The following is a 19,133-nucleotide window of genomic DNA, read 5'->3' as shown; positions in this document are numbered from 1 at the left end:
GTGAAAATCGGACTTAAAAATCGATATCTTTGAATATTTTATGGTTGAGTGTATACTATGGAGGGTATAAAATGAGAAGAACTTTATTCAAGACAATATGTATTTTTACGTTGCTCTTCTTTGTCATGTCAATGACAGGAGCAGCCGCATTCAACACCTCATGCAATAAGAACAAGTGTAAAACAGATGCAATAAACGATACATTCAATTGTAAATGCAAGTCTTGTTGCTATAACGTGCTGAGTAATGACAAAGGATGCAACCTTAAAGTTACATCTACAGGATGCTTTACTACCAAACTGGGCGGCAAGGTATGTATGAAGAGTAACGGTAAATTCTGCTACACAAAGCCAGCGAGTTGCAAAAAATCTTGTATTGACAGTTTCAAATACTGTGTAAAAGGTAAGGATGGAAAAACCGATTGTGCAATCGTTAAGATTAAAGTCAGATGCTAAAAATGTTCATCAGGCGATTGTCCTGCCTGTTGTAACGGAGCAATTTAAGGGAAAAGGAAGTGTTAATCTTCCGGGGATCCAGTCCCCACATCCCTTACCAATTTCCTCCTCTATTTAATTCAGAAATAATCAAGTTCCAAACAATTAAGGAACAAGATCAATCCAATCAATTGATCCGGGTTTATAGTCCAACAATTCTTCTTCACTGCCACTTAAAATATGATCTACTATTTTTTCTATGTGTTGTCCTGTCTCTTCAATGCTCTTTCCTGTTGTATTTATCTCAAAAACATTCTTACACCATTCAAAGGCTTCAACCAGGATCACATCGAGAGCTTCGGCCTCAATATTTTCCCTTATTTTCTCTTCCGAATAGCCACGCTCTTCCAGCCTTAATTTTAACTCAGCAGGATACAGCCTAAGTACAATCACGATATCTGCGATGTAATGGGCAAGATGACTCTCAAGAATTATTAGCTCATTTTCCTTTCCATTAATCATCTCTTTAAGACGCTGTCTGACAAGTTCCATATCCGCAATAACCGCATCCCTTTCCTCATCGATCTCGGTGTAAAGATGCTCTTCTTTGATCATTTCGTTAAGGTGGATTACTTTCCAGTGCCTTTTTCTTTCAAGAAACTTACTTACAGAAGTTTTTCCAGTCCCTGGCGTACCGGTGAGTCCTATTAACATGGAAAAAAGAATGGATTTATATCAATTATACTTAATGCAGCCCTTAAAAATTATTCGAAAAATATTTTTTACATAACACACCAGTCTAAATCTTCATGATACACCAGTTTTATACTTTTCTGATATGCCAGTTTTATATTTTTCTGATATGCCAGTTTTATATTTTTCTGATATGCCAGTTTTATACCTTTCGAGCAAACACTCAACAACATATTTCTAACCAAGAGATGTGTAGTTCAAACCACTTTATTCTTTCAAAGTCCCGATAACAGGAAAGTCCTTAAACATTTCAGGCCCATGAGGTGCCTCGTCTATTTCTTCAGTAAGGTCTTTTCCGGCATCGTGAAGTCCCTGGTGTATACCATCCTCCCATAAATAGCTGTCTGAGACATCATAGACCTGGCCCTGATAGGCAACATAAATCTTTCCATTTTTACCATTATACTCTGCAAGTTCTTCAAGTGTGTATTCTTTCAATTTCCATCTCTCCATTTTAATTTTAATTTTAATTTTAATTTTAATTTTAATTTTAATTTTAATTTTAATTTTAATTTTAATTTTAATTTTAATAACTCATTTGACTAAAGCTTTCAGTTTCAATTGCAGTCACACATTTAACATTCTTAACATCTCATTGACCTCAGTAGTAGGAAGTTGACATTGAAAGTTCTGGCAGACATACGCAGTAGCTTTTCCATCTATAGGAACCTGTTCTTCCGTATATTTTGCCAGCTTTGTAATTTCGGGATCCTTTCCTTCAGGTCTGAATATCAGCACTTTATTAGGAATAAAGTACGTCCAGAGTTCTTCGAGCATCTGTCCAGCGTCCGTGGATTCATGCTTTCCGGCAATTACAACTTGATAAGCTGGGCCCAGACCAAAATCAAGAGCTGATAAGAACTGCGTATACCCGGAGGGGATTTTTTTGATGAGTTTTGAAAAAGCGCGTTCAAGCCCTTGAGCTCTATCTTCCAGCTCGGAATCTGCAGTTATTCTGGAAAGCCTCAGAAGATTCAGCATCTCAATAGAATTTCCTGAAGGTATGGCTGCATCCGCAAACTCTTTTTTCCTGAAAATAAGTGACTCGCTGTCGTCAGCAGTAAAGAAAAATCCCCCCTGAACGGGATCCCAGAAGTGATTGAGAAATTCTCTGTTAAGGCAAAGGGCTGCTTTAAGATAATCCAGTTTAAATCCTGCCTCGTAAAGTTCCAGGAGTCCATGGACCAGAAATGCATAGTCATCGGCCGTTCCGGAAATACCGGATTTTCCGTCTCGATATCGATGAAGCAATCGCCCATCGGGACTGTAAAGTTTCATGAGAATGAAATCCGCAGCTTTTTCGGCAGCTTTCAGGTATCTCTCCTCGCCAAAGGCCTGGAAACCTTTTGCAAGAGCTGCAATCATAAGTCCATTCCAATCAGTTAGAATCTTGTCATCTTTTGCAGGTCTTTTACGTTTATTTCGGGATAACAGGAGTTTTTCTTTAGCCATTTTTACCCGGCTCTCAACGTCGTCAGCAGGAATATTCAGTTCGACAGCAAGCGATTCGAGAGAACGAGACATATAAAAAATATTAGTCCCGGTTTTCTTACCTCTTATTTCTTCTTCAAAGTTACCTCTTTCACTGAGATTAAACACCTTTGTAATCAGTTCTGACTCCTCGGGACTGAGAACCTTTCGGACTTCTTCTAAAGTCCAGAGATAGTACTTTCCTTCTTCCCCTTCTACATCAGCATCTTCCCCACAATAAAATCCGCCTTCCTGAGATATCAGATCTCTTAACACATAGTCAAGAATCCCTTCTGCTGCTTCCTTATACAGTCTCTTTCCGGTAACCTGATAAATTTCTGTGTATGCAGTTGCAATAAGAGCCTGGTCGTATAGCATCTTTTCAAAGTGAGGGACAATCCATGTATTATCTGTAGAGTAACGGTGAAAACCCGAACCCAGGTGGTCATGGATTCCTCCCCTGTACATATTTTCCAGGGTATATTCAACCATATGAAGAGCTTCAGGGTTCCCGCTACGTCTCCAGTATCGGAGCAAAAAGAATATTTTGTGTGGAGTAGGAAATTTGGGAGCTCTTTCGAAACCACCATATTCGTTATCAAAGGACGTCAGTAGCTCTTCATAAGCTTCCTCCATTATTGACTCCCCTATGCCCTCTCCTGCTGACTCTGAGATCATATTCTGGATCGTAAACGTGATTTTATCAGCCGACTCAAGGACCTCTTCGTGCTGCCTGTCCCAGATTTCCTCTATTCGAGGCACAAGCTCGAGCATTCCTGTCTGGCTAAAACGAGAATTTTTAGGGATATAGGTTCCTGCAAAAAAAGGCTTCATGTTTGGGGTCATGATGATATTAAGAGGCCAGCCACCTCTTCCAAGAATAATCTGGCAGACTGTCATATAAACATTGTCAATGTCCGGCCGTTCTTCGCGGTCTACTTTTATGCAAACAAAAGCCCTGTTCATGAGTCTTGCTACCTCTTCATCCTCAAATGACTCATGTGCCATTACGTGACACCAGTGGCAGGTGGAATATCCAATTGATAGAAAAATAGGTTTATTTTCTTTTCTGGCTTTCTCAAAAGCTTCTTCTCCCCAGGGATACCAGTCCACAGGATTATATGCATGCTGGAGGAGATATGGGCTCTTTTCATTTATCAGACGGTTAGGTTTTTTGTTTTCTTTTCCCAGTAAAATCCCTCCAACTTTTCTTCAGGCTTTTATTTCTTGCCAGACAAGCATTCTTTCTTTAAGGACTTTGGATATCCCTACGTTTTCCCTGAAAAAGATTCTGAGAGCCATTATTGCCTGCAAACCTGAAAGAGATGCCTTAGCAGTTTCTTTATCAGTTATTTTCTCAGTTTCCAATAGTTTTAAACGATACTGACGATGAACTTGCCCCGAATTTACAGATATGGCATGTTTCGATTTCCCTGCTTTTTCAAAATAAGTCCTGCCGGAACGCAGATTAAACTCGTTAATAATATCCATTCTAACTCCCCTGGTCTAAACCTATCTCCATAAATTTCATGCTGAACGAACATGATATTCTTTGAATAACATGCACAACCAATGAAAATGCTTGCAGATGGCAGCATTTTCATGCTAATGAATGGCAAACTCTGGAGTGGATTAATCTGTCCCTAATACAATGATAATTTTATTCAAGTTTCTTGTAAGTCTTTAAACTGAAAAATTAGGTACAGCCAAATTTCCCCACTTTAAATACTCGTCTCCTGAATATCAATATATCGGTATTCGAAGAGAAGTTATTTACTAGTAAATTAATAAGTCAGACCAGCTATTTTAGAAGCAATATAGGCAGGAAACTTCCGAAACATGGAGATTCGTTTCATATTAAAGTTCCTGCACTTTATAGTTTAGAAAAAAAGTTAATTAACTGACATGGCACTATTTTATGCTATTTTTTTAGATAGCTGCAACTACGGAACATTTCATGAGATTGCTTGCTTTTAAATGGACTGAGGTTGCCCAAACTCTTCGCTTTTTTCCTCACGAGTTCCCATTTTCAGGAAATTTACAACCTTTGAGACTCTATATGATTGCTCCTGCTTTTTTTCGGCTTCTCTAGCTTGATATACCCTAACCGAGCGAAGAAGATCGATTTTTCTGAATTCTGGCCAGAAAGGAGCACAGAAGTAAGCTGCACATTCACTTCCGTTAGCCTGCCATGGAAGGAAATTTGAAACCCTTTCATCGCCTCCGGTGCGGATGACAAGATCCACATTAGGAACCGAGACCCCTGGGGCCGGATACAGATGTTTTGAAATTAGGCTTTCATTCACTTCCTCAAGAGAGAGTTTCCCATTGGAAATACAGACTGCAATATCGCGGACTGCCTGAATGATATCCTGCCTGCCTCCATAGGCAATGGCAACGTTCAGGTAAAACTTTCCGTAGTTTTTGGTGGCTTCTTCTATATTTTCAATTGATTCATTCAGAAAAGCAGGTAATTTTGACCTGTCTCCTATGACGCGAACCTGTGTCTCTTTTTCGTGTGTCCTTGGGTCAGAGTAAAGTTTCAGTAAATTTTCGTTAATAACATTGAAGATCTTGTCGACTTCTTCTTCGGAGCGCTTAAAATTTTCTGTAGAAAAAGCGTAGAGAGTAAGCTGCTTTACCCCGATCTCATAACACCACTCAATTACTCTTTCTGTAGCTTCTCCCCCCATTACATGTCCGAAATTTGAATCCTTTCCCATTTGCCCTGCATACCTACGGTTTCCATCACATATAACAGCTATATGTTGCGGGATTTCTGAATTCAGAACCTTTCTCTGGAGCCTTCGCTCATACTCATTATAAAATACACTGAAGATGCGGTTTTTCAAAAGACGGAGCCCTGCACGAAAGATTCCCCTTCTCTCAGGTATAACATTTAATTTTTTTATGCGTTTTCCTCCTGAAAATATCCAGATTTGAAGACTATCCGCGTAGATTTCTCGCTTAATAAAGCTTAACGCATTCTCTTGTCCAAGATATTAATATCTCTTTTGCTTAATAATTCTATTTGTTGAGTCCATCCCCAAACCAATTTTGTCCTCAAATTAGTAAAACTTAAAAACTATTTTTGTGATTAGAAAATCGATTGATTACTCGGAACATGGCATTCAGAAAAGTGATTTTGAGTGTTGGAATCGGCTGTTTACACTGAGAATCTATGTCAGACGTAAAAATTGAATGCACTACAGCTCGTTTTGTTGAATTAAATTTTAGAAGCCTCCAGCTCTCCCATCTTCCCAGTTTTTGCGTGAAGTAAATCATAGTATCTCGAAGCAAGATTCAAAACCTGCAGTCACTCCATTATTTTCGCTACTTTAGCAGAATCAGTAAGCAGTTTCAAAATTGTTACCTAAAAACAGATAGCGAGAAGAGTGGCTCAGTAGTTTTCAAGCACAGAGCCAACAATGTTTTTATAACTTTCTTTCAGGGAATAGACGTTGTGATCTCCGGTGACATTTATGCTCAAGATCCCGAGCCTTGTATTCATAAGCCCGACCATAGCCGAGACTCCACGGTAGCTTACCTCAAAATTTCCTTTATCCAGGTAATCGTAAACTTCACCGGTGGTGAACTTGTCTCCGGTCAGGAAGAGATTGAGCACAACCTTGCGTATCCCGTTTTCATCCCTGCCGAGATACTTGATCAATCTCGCTCTTACCCTTTCTTCCGCAGTTTGCAGTTTCGGACACCTCAGTTAATGATTGAATTATATTGATTTAGCATTATATTGTTCACTATTCTTTTAGTTATAAAAAGTATACGACCTCTGAGTAGAGGCGCTAAGAAACGAATACCCTATATCCTTATCGTTTATATATTTTAGGATTGCTTTTTTGAATTATTTATATAAAGTACAAATTTAATATTAACACATAAGTTTTAGCACACTGTCAGCGGCAGTAAATAATCCACGTTTTTTTCAGATTAAAATTCTCCGATCTCGATGCTTAAGGAAGTTTGAGAACTGTAAAGTATGTTAAAGAATTAGGAATAATTTATACGAAACTTAGCTATAAATCTAAGCATAAACGACAAAGATACATCACATAGAAGTGGAAATTACAAAGCTGGGCCCGGCACCTGCAACTCTAGAAGCACTTTCCGGATAAGATTGAGGTAGGGCAGGAGTTTTTCTCGATCCGGCCTTTGAATCCTTCTTCAGTAAATATCAATACATGAAGAGCGTGGAAACTATATACTAAACCTAGCATATGTAAGTGGACTACATGTACAACGATTATTTAAAGTTGCCTTTCCCTGTTTCTCTTGAACATATCCCTTACCTGTGGCAACAAAGTGATGTTCTTGTTTTTCTTGTTGACCTGGATAATTATGATACATTCAATACAAGTTACCTCAGCAAGATAGAACTGGAATATCTCGAGAGGTTGAAGACAAACCACTTTAAGAAAAGATATATTGTCTCCAGAACGGTTTTAAAACATATCATATGCAAGGTTGCTAATGAGCGATCCGCCTCCGAAATATCCACATACAAAAACGAAAATGGGAAGGTCTGTGTCCTTAACCACAATGAACTATGCATTTGTATATCTTATACCGAGAGCCTTGCAGCCCTTGCAATCTCAAAGGTTGATGTTGGTATTGATATTGAACTTGTGAGAAAGCTGTCTCTTAAAAGTATTATTAAAAACCTGTATAAGAAAACTTCACTCATGGACGAAACTGTAGATGAAACCGATTTTTTAAAAATATGGACTTTAAAAGAAGCATATTCCAAGTTTTCAAACAAAAAGATGCATCTCATTTTTAATAGAGAACTGGACCTCAACAGTGTTAATTATTTAACTTGGATTATAGACAACAAATATTTATTCTCTATTGTAACCTGTTCGGAATCGCACATCATCGATATAAATCGTCTTCAAAAAATCGAATGTAACTGGGACTGAAGATTTTCTATGAAATTTAAAGTTTAAAAAAGTAGTTTAAAATTCTGCACATTTTTCTATGTTTTTCGGGTTTATCTGTGCGCATATGAATAGCCGATTGTATGGAGAATATACTAAATATATATTTTTATTGTGTGAATAAAGGATATCATCCAATGAATCCGAATGCAAGCAATTGACTTTACTTGAATTTTGTCTCCACCAGCGTTTTTATCAGCCATGAAGTGACTCAAATTATTTATATAGTTGTATTACGTAATTATCTCTTGGGACTCACGTCATTATGGGCAGAAATGCGTTATTTATGATCACTGGTCCGCTAAACAAAACGCTGGGGGTATTAATAAATGGAACAAATAAAGAATGATATAGTCGGTTACTTAAAGGCTAATTCTTTTATGGACAGTAACAGCAGTTTGAAAGATAATGATTCTCTCACTCAAACCGGTATTATAGATTCCATTGGCTTGCTTGAGCTTATGGACTATATCTGTGAAAAATATTCTATAGAGATTCCTGAAGATATGCTGACACCGGAAAACTTTGATTCACTGCAGGGAATCACTAATATGATAACTAAACTGGCGAAGTGAAAAGTCATGCGAATTGATGCGTATATCACTGAGTACGCTAGAAAAACTCCTCAAAGCATTGCCCTGGAAGAGGGAAAAAGTTCAATTTCCTATGACTGCCTTGACAATGATATAAACTCTATTGCTTCGCCTTTAATGGATTTTAACCACTGCCGATTTGCAATACTGGCCGAATCAGGCATACTATATGTGAAAATACTCATGGCAGTATATCGATCTGTTAATATCGCAATTCCTCTACCAACAGAATTTCCCAAATTCAGTCTTGAGAAAATCCTTGATGCTGCCCATGTCAACAATATCATCGCAACCGATACACAGTATTCAAGATTTGGAGAGGATTTTTTTGAGCGTTTTGGAACTGTAATAGTTATTTCCGGCAATACTTCTGGAGAGATTTTGCGCAAGAAGATTGAAGTCGAAAAAAATAATCCGGAACTACAACTGGTTCTTTACACTTCAGGCACGACAGGCACCCCAAAAGGGGTAATGTTAAGCGACCGAAATCTGGCATCAAATGCAGAATCAATAATAAAGGTACTCAGGATAACTTCCAGAGAGAAAGGAGCACTGGTGATATCCCCACATCACGCTTTTGGGAATTCCATAATTAACTCCCATCTGGTATCTGGCAGTTCAATCAGGATTGGAAATATGAATTTTATAGACTCTGTTTTCAACCTTATAGGGTCAGGTGTATCAATATTCTATGGGGTACCCAGTACCTACCGTATACTCCTTCGATATCCGGATAGATTCAAAAGGGTCTTTGCAGGCGTTAGAACCGCTGCATCGGCAGGTGGAGGGATGGATAAGGATATTGTAAAAGATATAAGGGGATTAACTCCAGATCTGGAGATTCTGCCTATGTATGGGCAAACTGAAGCTACGGCAAGGCTTGCTTACCTGCCAGCAGAAGATGTAGATGAGTTCGTTGGCACTATAGGAAAAGCAATTCCAGGGGTTACACTGGATGTCTTTGATTCCGAGTACAGACCAGCAAAACCTAATATTACGGGTGAACTGGTTGCTACAGGAGACAACATTATGCTGGGTTATCTGGATGATGAAATCGCCACTGAAATGAGAATTATAAACGGGTGGCTGCATACCGGCGACCTCGCACAGAAATTACCCAACGGATATATCAAACTACTGGGACGCAAGGATGATCTTATAAAAATCGGTGATCATCGCATTAACCCAAGAGAAATTGAGAGAAATATAGAGGAAAATAACGAAGGATCCAGAGTTTTTGTCGTGCCTGTGCACCATGAGCTTATGGGGACCGCAATTAGCCTCATGGTCATACCCGGAGCAGGGACAGAAATTGAAAAGCTGTTTGCGTTCTGCCGAAATAGCCTGCCAGGCTACCTGTGCCCAAGAGAAATACTATTCATTGATCACCTTCCCTTGAGCGAGAATGGGAAGATATCCAATCGATCCATTATAGAGGAATACAAACATGTCAAAGCTAGTATGTAAAAAGTGTGTTCTGGATTCCGAGATTCCAGGTATACAAATTAATGAGGAAACAGGCCTCTGCCACTTCTGTGAGACATATACTCCTCTTAGTTCACAGGAAAAAAAAGAATACCTGGCCAGAATAGAAGAACTTTTTGAGCAGTACGGGGGAAAGGGGAACTACGATATAATTTATGCACTTTCAGGTGGGAAAGATTCGTCTTACACACTCTACAAGCTCAAAAAAGACTATCCTTTCCTTAAGGTACTGGCTGTGCAGTTCGATAACGGGTTCACTTCGGAAAACGCAATAATAAATGCAAAAAAAATGTGCAAGATCACAGGATGCGATTATTTCCAGTTGACAATGGAAAAGGAAATTCTTTATGATACATTCCGAAAAGCTGCAGAGTCATACGATGCATTTCCAAAGTTTGCCAAATATCGAGCCAGTGATATATGCAACGTTTGCATCACTATTATTAAACAGAAATTGATAGAGCAGGCTATTATTCAAAAAGCACCCTTCGTTGTATTTGCCTTTACAGCTGGACAGTCTCCTAATCCCATAATCAACCTATCAGTCAATTTTATCCAGTGGTCTAGAAGCTTATTTGAAAAACAGCTTCAGAAAATAGGTATTGATGATAAGGATGAAATATTCCTCCTGAAAAAAGAAGTTCTTGAGAACACAGGTGAAAACGTTCCGAGTATTCTGCATCCTCTGTGCCTGTGGGATTACAGTGAAGACAAAGTGCTTGAAACCCTTCTGGAAGTCGGGTGGGAACTTCCGGGAATCAGTGACAGCAATTCAACTAACTGTACGTTGAACTCCTTTGCCTGCTACAATCACATGGAGAAGTATGGGTTTCATCCATATGCCTTTGACGTAGCAGGGCTTGTTCGAAGCGGGGAAATGTCAAGGGAAGAAGGGCTTGAAAAAATTAACCAGGAACTGTCACAGCCATTGATAGAAGAGGCTGCAAGAAAGCTTGAACTGAAAGTAAAAAAATCACAAAAAATACTTGTTAAAATCTGATTATAAGATAAAGATTAAACCATACCAGTTAATTTGAACAGTCTAACTTGAACAGTCTAACTTGAACAGTCTAACCTAAACAGTCGAACTTGAACAGTCTAACCTAAACAGTCGAACTTGAACAGTCTAATTTTAAAAATCTGATTATTTGAGGGGGTAATGTTATGCAGATTACAGAAGAAATGAGCATGAATATAATGGAAGAACTCAATGGGAATATTGAAAATATAGCTTTAAAGCTCAGAGGTTTTATTAGAGATCAGGTAACGGGTTTTAAGAAAAAAGGAGTCGTTATAGGGGTTTCGGGAGGTATTGACTCCGCAGTGATACTTACCCTATGTGTACAGGAACTCGGAAAAGAAAACGTGTATGGACTTCTCCTTCCTGAAGAAGAATCTGCCCCTTCCAGCAAGACTCTGGGAGCAGAGATCTGTGAAAGCCTGGGTGTGTCGTATGAAGAAGTGCCGATCTCTCCTATTCTAAGATCGCTTAATATCTATGATAAGAAAGAACAGATTATAAAGAAAGCCTGCCCGGAGTATGATGCCAGAATACATAAAACGTCGTTGATGCTGCCTGATTTTCTCAACACTGGACTGCTAAATGTTCCTTATATCCGCCTTGTGAAAAATGGTGAAACTGTTGGGAAGTACCGGCTAAAAGCGACTGATTATCTTGAATTAATAGGATTGCAGGGTGTTAAACAGAGATCCAGAATGCTCGTTCAATATATGTATGCCGAAACGATGAATTACGCAGTTTGCGGTACGACCAACAAGACCGAAATGGTCCTTGGCCAGTTTGTGAAATATGGGGATGGAGGCGTAGATCTTGAGCCTCTGGCGGACTGCTATAAAGTCCAGGTTTATGCTCTTGGGAAGTTGCTCAATGTTAATGAAGAGATCATAAAGCGTCCTCCAAGTGCTGATACCTGGAGCCATTACACAACTGACGAGGAATTCTACTGGCGCATGCCGATTCAGATCATGGATCAACTACTGTATGCCCAGGAGCACCATTTACCTCTGCAGGCAATTGAAAAGAGCACCGGGTTGTCCAGAGAGACAATAGAAAAAGCCCAGAGGCATATCAGTAGAATAAAAGATAACACAGAATATATACGAGCCGCGCCGCCTGTTTGCTACATTAACAGGTAAATTGCAAAAAAAGCCTGTAGAAAAAGTTATACCGGCTAAAATATGGCTAAAATCAGGACTTCAGGGATTTGCCTAAATTCGAGACAGGGCTTTGTATGCAGCAAGTATCTGCCTGTAAACTACTGGAAACCTTTCTGGCAGGTTGCTTTCACATAACATTGTCAACTACCAACAGCTAAAGCAGTGGACTTCCTGCTTCGACTTTCGTGAGAAATTATACTTTATCACTAATTTAAAAGTGTGAATATGAATACAAGGGTCTCAATTGTTGAATGCCAGGAATACTCGAATGCGAAAGAAGCGGTAAAGGAAGCATTAAACCTGATAGGTGGGCTTGAGAAAGTTATAGCTCCTGGAAGCCGCGTCCTCCTCAAACCCAATGTGCTTTCTATCCGGCCGCCGGAGGATGCCGTTACCACCCATCCAGCGATAGTGTCCGCTATGTGCGAACTTGTCTCAGAAGCCGGAGGCATTCCAGTTATAGGAGATGGATCCGGCATTGTAAAACCCGGATTTACTACGACTTCGCAGGCTCTTAAAGCGTCCGGCATTGAGGGTGTTGCTTCCGACCATGGAGTTGAGCTTATCAATTTTGAGACCTCAGGTTTTGTTGAGGTTGATGTTCCAGGTGCAAGGCAGTTTTCTCATCTGTACATCTCAAAAGCTGTACTCGAAGCAGATGTAGTAATCTCGCTTCCAAAGCTCAAGACCCATGAACTCACATTGTATACAGGAGCAGTCAAAAATTTCTTCGGTGCCGTACCTCAAAAAACCAGAAAACAGGCTCATTTCCTGGAAGACCGCCACCGTTTTGGGGAAGCAGTTGTTGATATATATTCTGTTGTCAAGCCCCAGCTTGCAGTTATGGACGGGGTGGTCGGAATGGAAGGAAATGGTCCCTCCAATGGTACACCTGTCTTTTCAGGCGTGATTATGGCAAGTTATGACTGCGTAGCCCTGGATATTGTAGCCTCCGAACTTATAGGAATCGATCCCTTGAAAGTCCCTACAAATAAAGCTGCATTAGAAAGAGGATTCGGGACCGAGCATCCTGAAATTGTAGGGACGCCTCTGGAAAAAGTAAAGGTCAGGTTCAAAAGCCCTGAAGGTGGAATTACGGCTTATATACCAGCTTTCCTTAAGAAAATCCTTCGAAAGCAGTTAGCTGTAAGGCCAATTATTAACACTTCAAACTGTGCACTTTGCAAAGCCTGCGTTTCAAACTGTTCAGTGCATGCAATTGAGGAAATAAACAGGACACTCAAAATTAACGAGGAAAAATGCATTCACTGTTATTGCTGCCGCGAACTTTGCCCTAACGATGCGGTAGAATTAAAAAAATCACTGCTTATGAAGCTTGTGAGCAGAAGCAAAAGTTAATGAAAAATTTCCAGTAAATAGAAGAGTCGTCTGGGAGTCTGTTAATTAAGCAGGCTGGAAATTAGTGTATTTAACAGATTGCCAACGTCAAAATTAATTATTGACTATATGAATTTATTTATAGATTTATTTATCGATTTATTTATATATTTATTTGTTATTTCTCGATTTATTTATTTATTTATTTATTTATTTATTTATTTATTTATTTATTTATTTATTTATTTATTTATTTATTTATCGATTTATTTATTAATATTATTAAGAGTCTATCCGAAAAGTCAGTAATGCATGTTGAAAAATCATGATAGATCTATAATATCAAAGTATCAGTTCCGGTTTTACATAATTTCCTATTGTTAAAGTTACAGCAGATAATCACTTTTCAGATAGACTCTAAAACACCAATGAAAAAAATCGCATAAAAAATCTGATAAAAACATTATAAATAATTTGAGAAATAAACGGTATAAAACAATTTGATAAAGAAATAATATAGATCGGAAAATAGCATAAAATAATTTTAGAGGGAAATGGGGGTATTCGCACGACTACTTTAGTGTCTAATCGAGATCAAGTAACCTTTTGCGAAATCGCGGACCATTATCACAGTAATAAACTTCTTTTTGGCATTAAATATTTTAAAAACTGGATTCTGGAACGGCTTGCTTCAAGCGCTCCCATTCCTTCATGGAGAGCTAAATTACACAGGATGCGGGGTGTAAATCTCGGGGAGAATGTATATGTCGGCTATGACGTGATTTTTGATAGGATACACCCTGAATTAATCACGGTAGGAGATTACTCTGAAATCGGCGATAGGTGCATATTATCTGCACATACTAGAGGAAGTTTGACTACAAGACAGGCATACCCGAGAACTATGGCTCCCATAAAAATCGGAAGTGGAGTCTCTGTGAATCCAGGATGTATAATCACGCAGGGTGTTGAAATAGGGGATAACTCAATAATAGGTATCGGATCTGTAGTTAGCCGCGATATATCTCCAAATAGTCTTGCCCTGGGCTATCCTGCAAGAGTTGTTAAAAAACTTGAAGGCGTAGGTGAACTTAAAACCTGATTTTAATACATTCACTGTTTTATTTTTCGTCTTTGTAGTTTAGCTCAAAACCGTACTTACTCAGGGCAAAGAGTGCCATCATTATTATAGAACAAACAAAAAAGACCGATACAAAGGATGCCATAAGGTAATCAAAAATTCCGGCCCCCCGAAAACCTATGTCCATCATTGAAAATACACTGATCTTTTTCTCGTATAATGGATAAAGGTACTCACAGCCGCCTTCGCTGATGTCATCGAGCAACAGGTGAGAAACAAATGCAGCCTCTGCAAGAAGTCCCAGATACATCGCCCTGCCAGTCTCCCTGTATTTAGCGTATCCTGAAACGATCCCGAACAGGACTGCGAGAAGACTGAATAAAAGTGAATGTGTTGGAATCGGGCCAGCCCAGCAATGCTCCATATTACCGTTTACAAGCAAGCTGTGAATAACCACGATATCCGGGAATAAGGAACAGATACTGCCTACGGACAGCAGAAATATTAAATTCGTTGCACTCTTAAGAGAGAGTTCCCCTCGAAAAAACGATCTGCCAGCAGCAAAGACTGCTATTGCACTTATACAGAATACGAAGAATAGTACATGTACAACCGGATAAGGCATAAGAAAACACTTAGGATTTTTTTAAAGTAATGATTTTTAAATTTACATAGAGTTGGCCCCCGACTATTTAAAATTTTTTAAAATTGGTGCGCCGGTGATATTTTTCCTTAAAACAGATTTTTACAGGAGCTAATTAACTTTAAAGACACCTCATTAATTCAGGAAAGAATTTTTCCTTGTCCACTTATTTACCCGGAGACTAATCTTAAAGAGGAATCAGCTCAACAAGCATTCCGTCGTCGAATGGGTATCTTTCAATAATAATAAGCCTTGACCCGGAAGGTTCCAGTTCTTCTTTAATGTCTTCTTTTAACTCTTCAAGTACCCACCATGCGATCTCGATTTTTCCATCTTTTATTTCATACAATTCGGATGGAATTTCCATGTTCTGCAGAGTTTTTTCTGCAAGTTCCTGGTCTCCCCCTTCAATTACACCGTATACAAGAGTACCATCGTCGGTGATTTCGTCAAACTCCCTTGCAGTGTTCTTTGCGATCCGTTGAAATCTTTTGCGGAGCTGGACTGCATCCTTATAAATTGAGGAACAAAAATGGGTCTTTTTACATTTCGCAAAGGCAATTTTGGCAAATTTACAGGAACCGGCAGCCGCACTGGACGTGTCGGATTCAAGGCAAAAGCCATTTTTCAGGAGGGCTTCAGAGTTATTATCCGAAAATTCGAGTTCATTCAGGTTAAGGAAAACTCCCATTTCTTTGGCAAAAGCTGCAACTTTTTCTGCTCCTTCTAGAGAAGGAATTTCTATTCCGGCTTTGATTCCGAGCTCCTTTGCGTTTTGCAGAACACCTACATATTGACTGTTTTTAAGATTTTCCCAACATTCCTGCGGTGGATGGAAACGGATTTCATCAAGTCCTGCATCTGCAAGCTTTTCAAGGATCTGCCTGCCAGGAGCCAGGGATGTATAGAGATGGATGTGGTGTTCTATTCCGAAAGAAGCTTTGAGCATTCGGACGTAATGCAGGACTCTTTCGAGCTTCAGCAAGGGCTCTCCACCTGTAATTCCTGTCCCAAGAGCATTCATAAGCTCAGCTTCTCTCAGTAAATCTTCATCGCTATTTATTGGCCTTTCATTCGCAAAAACAAGGTCTTTTCCTTGCCTTTCATCGGAAAGCGGACAGTAAAAACAGCTTCTGGGGCAAAGACCTGTTACGAAAAGGACCATTTTGGCACCTTCCTGGCAGAGTCTGCACCCTTCAGAGAGATAACTGTAAAAAGAGCCGGTTTCATCTTCAGTGAACTGTTCCATACCTGAACTTGCATATTCTTTTTTTATATATAAGGCTTGTTTTTGGTTTCAGATTGAAAGTATGGAGACACCTTTATAAAGAAGGAGCTTTTCTCAGAAACTGATATAATCATAAGGTTCTAAAGGTACACTGATGTCAGAACAAAATGGATATGTTGTGGTTTTTGGCTGTAAAAGATGTGGAAAATGCAAAGATGTCTGCCCTGTGGACGCAATTTATGAGGAAAACGAGATTTCAAAGATCGATCAAGATAAGTGCACACGTTGTATGAAATGCATAGACGTATGTACGAACAAAGCCATCATCTATATGGAATAAGGCGTTAACATAGAAAAGATTACTATTGATATAGAGAAATTTCTGTTAGTGTGGAAGAGATTCCAATTGAGGTGAATAGGATTTCAATTAACGGAAAAATTATAGATATTACAACCCCGATTTCTCCTTTTACACAGGTTTTTCCGGGAGACCCAATACCTGTAATTGAGAAGGTCTGCACTCTTGAAGAAGAAGGCTGTGCTGTCTCAAAGTTAAGTTTTGGAAGTCATACCGGCACCCATGTTGATGCTCCTTCTCATATCCTGAAAAATGGCCCGACTATTGACAAACTGGAACTCAAACACCTAATGGGCACAGCCCTGATTCTCGATTTTTCATCACAATCAGGCGAACTGACTGCTGACATTCTTGAAAAGGCCTTCCGGAACATGGGAGCTCCTGAAAATATCCCTATCCTACTTCTGAAAACAGAAGCTTTTTCCCGAAAACCGAACAGTGCAGGTAAGATTAGTCCCCCTGGTAAAGAGTCAGACTCTCAAAACATGGAATTCGGGAAGGAAGAATCTGGTTCTGCGTATCTCGATGAAGGCGGAGCAGCCTGGATCGTCGAAAAAGGCTTCAAGACGGTTGGAATTGATAGTTTTTCTGTGGATAATTTTTATTCCGAAACTCTACCTGCGCATCATATCCTTCTTTCAGGTGATGTGAACATAGTAGAATGTCTTGAACTCAGCTCCATAAAAGCCGGAACCTATTTTTTCATCTGCCTACCCCTTAAAATTGAAGGGTGTGACGGCGCACCGGCAAGAGCTTTGTTGGTTACTTACTCTTGATTTTTCACTTTTGAGATCTTACTTTTGATTTTTCACCTTTGATTCTTCACTTTTGAGATCTGACTTTTGAGATCTGACTTTTGAGATCTGACTTTTGAGATCTGACTTTTGATTCCCCGCCTTTGATTCTTCACTTTTAAGTTTTCATTTTTGATTTTCACTTTTGAGGTTTCACTTTTGAGGTTTCACTTTTGATCTTTTATTTCTGAACTACATAGCATCCTTCAAAAATGAGACATGGTATACCGTGTCCCGTTCTGCATGACCAGCTCAAACACAAATTCTCCTGAAACAGGATACTCGATTACAACTCCCGTTTTTTCAAGAGATAACGGCGTCAGAGAATTTTCCTGGCTCCCTGAAGGCATCCATATTCCTTCTGAATCCTGCTCGCCTTTTATAAAGTGTACCGGCTTTCCTTCAAGAAATAATCTCTTTTTAACTCCGTTTTTATACTGGTAGATAATGATGTTGTTTTCAGTAACCCATTCCGAATCGTTCAGTTGCCCATTGCATTCGGGATCAGGGTCCACTCCGAAGCTAATATACCTGACTGCAGCAGGAAAGGAAAATTTGAGGGTACACATCGTCCCTTCAGGACTATGACTCTCAACAGAATCTCGAGCATATCCTTCCTGAATTGAACGGATAGACAGAGAAGCGGCCTCAACCTGGGATTTAGTTTGCGCCTCTTCCAGAACAGGACTCGCGGTATGCCAGGCCTGAATGGCAAGAATCATCACTACTGCAAGCAGCCCAATATATACAATAAGTTTTAGTGGGATAGTATCTGCAGCCGTAGTGTCTGAAGCAAGATTTTTCATATAAGAATTAACATGCGGTACACAATAAAAAATTTTACGTAGAGTTTTAAACAGATAATCCCTGGTTAATAAATCACTTTTGACTAATGGACAAAATTTGATTAATACATTGTCTTTGAGTAACAGACAACTTTGATTAACAGACAACTTTGGTTAATACATCGTCTTTGAGTAACAGACAACTTTGATTAACAAACAACTTTGATTAACAAACAACTTTGATTAACAAACAACTTTGATTAATACATCGTCTTTGAGTAACAGACAACTTTGAGAACAATAAAAATAAAGAGAAAACTTGAAGGATAAAGAATAGATTAAAACATAAACAATAAAGAAGAAAAGAATAAATCATCAAAGGATAAAAATAAAGAAAATCAAGAGATAATGAAAAATACATGGAGGGTTTGGGATAGAAGAAGAGTCTAACGAAAACTTGCTCTGTATATGTTTTTCAGAAGAACAGCTTGCCGAGATAAAGAAATATGCAGGCATTAGTGGCATGGAAGTTGAAGAATTTATAAAAAGTGTTTGCCTGGCTCACTGTATCCAGCAAATGGAATGTCTTTATGGGGAAAAAACAGAAGCCCCTGAAGCCATAGAAGGCGCTGCAAAACCGGACATCGGACTAAAAATCGAACCAAGAAAAGTTGAGTTTAAAGGCCAAAAGACGGGCCCAACCTCAAAAGATCTGCTCAATGGACCACTCGTTCTGGATCAGCAGTGTATTATGGATTTATTTACAATCAAACGAGAGTTCGGCAATGTTTCAAATAACAGGATTATCACTATTGCTCTGAAACTGGGCCTAAACCAGCTCAGTGTAGCCCTTAGCCTGCTTAAAGATAAACTGAAAGAATGAGTAAGCGTGGGAAAAAGGGAAGGATTAATACAAACAATCCTTTCCAGTCAGTTTTTCTGCAGTTGCAGATTAATTATTCATACTGTCAGAATTATGGTCAAATCTTACATTTAGACTTGCTGTCAAATCTTACATTTAGACTTGCTGTCAAATCT

Annotated in this window: 19 protein-coding genes; 10 read left to right on the top strand and 9 right to left on the bottom strand. The window is 39.1% G+C overall.

Annotation, left to right across the window (positions count from 1 at the left end; translation table 11 throughout):
* Window positions 1-599 precede the first annotated feature (599 nt).
* From MSKOL_RS03460 to MSKOL_RS03435, 6 genes are all read right to left on the bottom strand, one after another.
* Complete coding sequence (locus MSKOL_RS03460) at window positions 600-1,148, bottom strand: adenylate kinase family protein (protein WP_048118162.1); 549 nt, start codon at window positions 1,146-1,148, stop codon at window positions 600-602.
* Window positions 1,149-1,394: 246 nt separating this feature from the next.
* Window positions 1,395-1,625, bottom strand: coding sequence for a cytochrome b5 domain-containing protein (locus MSKOL_RS03455; protein WP_048118158.1), 231 nt, complete (start codon window positions 1,623-1,625; stop codon window positions 1,395-1,397).
* Between the two features lie 129 nt (window positions 1,626-1,754).
* Window positions 1,755-3,770, bottom strand: a complete 2,016-nt coding sequence (locus MSKOL_RS03450; RefSeq protein ID WP_369799533.1) for a thioredoxin domain-containing protein — start codon at window positions 3,768-3,770, stop codon at window positions 1,755-1,757.
* 99 nt (window positions 3,771-3,869) lie between these two features.
* Window positions 3,870-4,148 carry a hypothetical protein gene (locus tag MSKOL_RS03445; protein WP_048153704.1) on the bottom strand — a complete coding sequence of 93 codons (279 nt, stop codon included), beginning with the start codon at window positions 4,146-4,148 and terminating at the stop codon, window positions 3,870-3,872.
* A 482-nt stretch (window positions 4,149-4,630) separates the two neighbouring features.
* On the bottom strand, window positions 4,631-5,509 hold the full coding sequence (gene uppS, locus MSKOL_RS03440; protein WP_197078818.1) for a polyprenyl diphosphate synthase: 879 nt from the start codon (window positions 5,507-5,509) through the stop codon (window positions 4,631-4,633).
* 548 nt (window positions 5,510-6,057) lie between these two features.
* The gene (locus MSKOL_RS03435; protein WP_048109002.1) at window positions 6,058-6,327 is read right to left on the bottom strand and encodes a DUF2551 domain-containing protein; all 270 of its coding nucleotides are present in this window, start codon (window positions 6,325-6,327) and stop codon (window positions 6,058-6,060) included.
* Between the two features lie 580 nt (window positions 6,328-6,907).
* On the opposite strand from MSKOL_RS03435, the gene MSKOL_RS03430 reads away from it, so the two are divergent.
* From MSKOL_RS03430 to MSKOL_RS03400, 7 genes are all read left to right on the top strand, one after another.
* The gene (locus tag MSKOL_RS03430) at window positions 6,908-7,594 is read left to right on the top strand and encodes a 4'-phosphopantetheinyl transferase superfamily protein (RefSeq protein WP_048153700.1); all 687 of its coding nucleotides are present in this window, start codon (window positions 6,908-6,910) and stop codon (window positions 7,592-7,594) included.
* A gap of 347 nt (window positions 7,595-7,941) precedes the next feature.
* A complete protein-coding gene (locus MSKOL_RS03425; protein ID WP_048118143.1) occupies window positions 7,942-8,187 on the top strand; it encodes an acyl carrier protein in 246 nt (81 codons plus the stop codon).
* Window positions 8,188-8,193: 6 nt separating this feature from the next.
* Window positions 8,194-9,672 carry a class I adenylate-forming enzyme family protein gene (locus MSKOL_RS03420; protein ID WP_048153698.1) on the top strand — a complete coding sequence of 493 codons (1,479 nt, stop codon included), beginning with the start codon at window positions 8,194-8,196 and terminating at the stop codon, window positions 9,670-9,672.
* Window positions 9,653-10,690 (top strand): hypothetical protein, encoded by a 1,038-nt coding sequence (locus MSKOL_RS03415; RefSeq protein WP_048153696.1) that lies wholly within the window; start codon window positions 9,653-9,655, stop codon window positions 10,688-10,690. The genes MSKOL_RS03420 and MSKOL_RS03415 overlap by 20 nt, the downstream gene beginning before the upstream one ends.
* Window positions 10,691-10,854: 164 nt before the next feature.
* The gene (nadE, locus tag MSKOL_RS03410) at window positions 10,855-11,847 is read left to right on the top strand and encodes an NAD(+) synthase (RefSeq protein WP_048153694.1); all 993 of its coding nucleotides are present in this window, start codon (window positions 10,855-10,857) and stop codon (window positions 11,845-11,847) included.
* A 246-nt stretch (window positions 11,848-12,093) separates the two neighbouring features.
* Window positions 12,094-13,227: a DUF362 domain-containing protein gene (locus MSKOL_RS03405; protein WP_048153692.1), complete on the top strand. Its 1,134-nt coding sequence runs from the start codon at window positions 12,094-12,096 to the stop codon at window positions 13,225-13,227.
* A 559-nt stretch (window positions 13,228-13,786) separates the two neighbouring features.
* Window positions 13,787-14,308 carry an acyltransferase gene (locus MSKOL_RS03400; RefSeq protein ID WP_229395459.1) on the top strand — a complete coding sequence of 174 codons (522 nt, stop codon included), beginning with the start codon at window positions 13,787-13,789 and terminating at the stop codon, window positions 14,306-14,308.
* 19 nt (window positions 14,309-14,327) lie between these two features.
* Here MSKOL_RS03400 and MSKOL_RS03395 read toward each other — a convergent pair whose 3' ends face one another.
* On the bottom strand, window positions 14,328-14,912 hold the full coding sequence (locus MSKOL_RS03395) for a metal-dependent hydrolase (protein ID WP_048153688.1): 585 nt from the start codon (window positions 14,910-14,912) through the stop codon (window positions 14,328-14,330).
* 205 nt (window positions 14,913-15,117) lie between these two features.
* The gene (locus MSKOL_RS03390) at window positions 15,118-16,179 is read right to left on the bottom strand and encodes a radical SAM protein (RefSeq protein ID WP_048153686.1); all 1,062 of its coding nucleotides are present in this window, start codon (window positions 16,177-16,179) and stop codon (window positions 15,118-15,120) included.
* 133 nt (window positions 16,180-16,312) lie between these two features.
* Here MSKOL_RS03390 and MSKOL_RS19055 point away from each other — a divergent pair, with 133 nt between their 5' ends.
* Entirely contained in the window at window positions 16,313-16,498 is a 186-nt protein-coding gene (locus tag MSKOL_RS19055; RefSeq protein WP_082091017.1) for a DUF362 domain-containing protein, read from the top strand.
* Between the two features lie 50 nt (window positions 16,499-16,548).
* Window positions 16,549-17,292, top strand: coding sequence for a cyclase family protein (locus MSKOL_RS03385; RefSeq protein WP_231592411.1), 744 nt, complete (start codon window positions 16,549-16,551; stop codon window positions 17,290-17,292).
* A 224-nt stretch (window positions 17,293-17,516) separates the two neighbouring features.
* On the opposite strand, the gene MSKOL_RS03380 is transcribed toward MSKOL_RS03385, so the two are convergent.
* The gene (locus MSKOL_RS03380) at window positions 17,517-18,116 is read right to left on the bottom strand and encodes a hypothetical protein (RefSeq protein ID WP_048153684.1); all 600 of its coding nucleotides are present in this window, start codon (window positions 18,114-18,116) and stop codon (window positions 17,517-17,519) included.
* Between the two features lie 436 nt (window positions 18,117-18,552).
* Here MSKOL_RS03380 and MSKOL_RS03375 point away from each other — a divergent pair, with 436 nt between their 5' ends.
* Complete coding sequence (locus tag MSKOL_RS03375) at window positions 18,553-18,978, top strand: hypothetical protein (protein ID WP_231592410.1); 426 nt, start codon at window positions 18,553-18,555, stop codon at window positions 18,976-18,978.
* Window positions 18,979-19,133: the final 155 nt, after the last annotated feature.

Source organism: Methanosarcina sp. Kolksee, from assembly GCF_000969945.1.
GTDB classification, from domain to species: domain Archaea; phylum Halobacteriota; class Methanosarcinia; order Methanosarcinales; family Methanosarcinaceae; genus Methanosarcina; species Methanosarcina vacuolata.
The sequence above is the reverse complement of the archived record's forward strand: the minus strand, read 5'-3'. Positions and strand labels throughout refer to the sequence as shown.